General features: G+C 41.7%; 1 protein-coding gene. It reads left to right on the forward strand.

Going from position 1 to position 2,086, the window contains the following annotated elements:
• The coding region (locus tag C8D80_RS12750) for a beta strand repeat-containing protein (protein ID WP_162845026.1) at positions 1–2,086 on the forward strand (2,086 nt) is incomplete at both ends.

Here is a 2,086-nt window from a genome sequence, read left to right on the forward strand (position 1 = left end):
AAATTTAGAAGTACAATGTGATGGTGCTGGAAATACCGCTCAACTAAACGCTTGGTTAGCTTCCAATGGTGGCGCTGTAGCTTCGGATGTTTGTTCTAATGTAACTTGGACCAATAACTTCGCTTCAGTATCTGATACTTGTGGAGCAACTGGTTCAGCTACGGTAATTTTTACTGCTACTGATAACTGTGGAAATGCTTCTACTACTTCAGCAACATTTACTATCATTGACGATACAGATCCAACTATCACCACTCAAGCTGCTAACTTAGAAGTACAATGTGATGGAAGTGGAAATACCGCTCAACTAAACGCTTGGTTAGCTTCAAACGGTGGCGCTGTAGCTTCGGATGTTTGTTCTAATGTAACTTGGACCAATAACTTCGCTTCAGTATCTGATACTTGTGGAGCAACTGGTTCAGCTACGGTAATTTTTACTGCTACTGATAACTGTGGAAATGCTTCTACTACTTCAGCAACATTTACTATCATTGACGATACAGATCCAACTATCACCACTCAAGCTGCTAACTTAGAAGTACAATGTGATGGAAGTGGAAATACCGCTCAACTAAACGCTTGGTTAGCTTCAAACGGTGGCGCTGTAGCTTCGGATGTTTGTTCTAATGTAACTTGGACCAATAACTTCGCTTCAGTATCTGATACTTGTGGAGCAACTGGTTCAGCTACGGTAATTTTTACTGCTACTGATAACTGTGGAAATTCTTCTACTACTTCAGCAACATTTACTATCATTGACGATACTGATCCAACTATCACCACTCAAGCTTCAAATTTAGAAGTACAATGTGATGGTGCTGGAAATACCGCTCAACTTAACGCTTGGTTAGCTTCCAATGGTGGTGCTGTGGCTTCGGATGTTTGTTCGAATGTAACTTGGACAAATAACTTCGCTTCAGTATCTGATACTTGTGGAGCAACGGGTTCAGCTATAGTGACTTTTACTGCAACTGATGCTTGTGGAAATTCTTCTACGACTTCAGCAACCTTTACAATCATTGACGATACAGATCCAACAATCACCACTCAAGCTTCAAATTTAGAAGTGCAATGTGATGGTGCTGGAAATACCGCTCAACTTAACGCTTGGTTAGCTTCCAACGGTGGCGCTGTAGCTTCGGATATTTGTTCTAACGTAACTTGGGCCAATAACTTCGCATCCGTTTCTGATACTTGTGGAGCAACGGGTTCAGCTACAGTGACTTTTACTGCAACTGATAACTGTGGAAACTCTTCTACAACTTCAGCAACATTTACAATCATTGACGATACTGATCCAACTATCACCACTCAAGCTTCAAATTTAGAAGTACAATGTGATGGTGCTGGAAACACTACTGCATTAAACGCTTGGTTAGCTTCAAACGGTGGCGCTGTGGCTTCGGATGTTTGTTCGAACGTAACTTGGACTAATAACTTCGCTTCGGTTTCTGATACTTGTGGAGCAACTGGTTCAGCTACGGTAATTTTTACTGCTACTGATAACTGTGGAAATTCTTCTACTACTTCAGCAACCTTTACTATCATTGACGATACTGATCCAACTATAACCACTCAAGCTGCTAACTTAGAAGTGCAATGTGATGGCAATGGAAATACCGCTCAACTAAACGCTTGGTTAGCTTCAAACGGTGGCGCTGTGGCTTCGGATGTTTGTTCGAATGTAACTTGGACCAATAACTTCGCTTCGGTTTCTGATACTTGTGGTGCAACGGGTTCGGCTACGGTAACATTTACCGCAACTGATGCTTGTGGAAACTCTTCTACTACTTCAGCAACCTTTACTATCATTGACGATACTGATCCAACTATCACAACTCAAGCTGCTAACTTAGAAGTGCAATGTGATGGTTCTGGAAATACTGCTCAACTAAACGCTTGGTTAGCTTCAAACGGTGGCGCTGTGGCTTCGGATGTTTGTTCGAACGTAACTTGGACTAATAACTTCGCATCCGTTTCTGATACTTGTGGAGCAACTGGTTCAGCTACGGTAATTTTTACTGCTACTGATAACTGTGGAAATTCTTCTACTACTTCAGCAACCTTTACTATCATTGACGATACA

It is taken from the genome of Flavobacterium cheniae (assembly GCF_004363695.1).
GTDB lineage: Bacteria > Bacteroidota > Bacteroidia > Flavobacteriales > Flavobacteriaceae > Flavobacterium > Flavobacterium cheniae.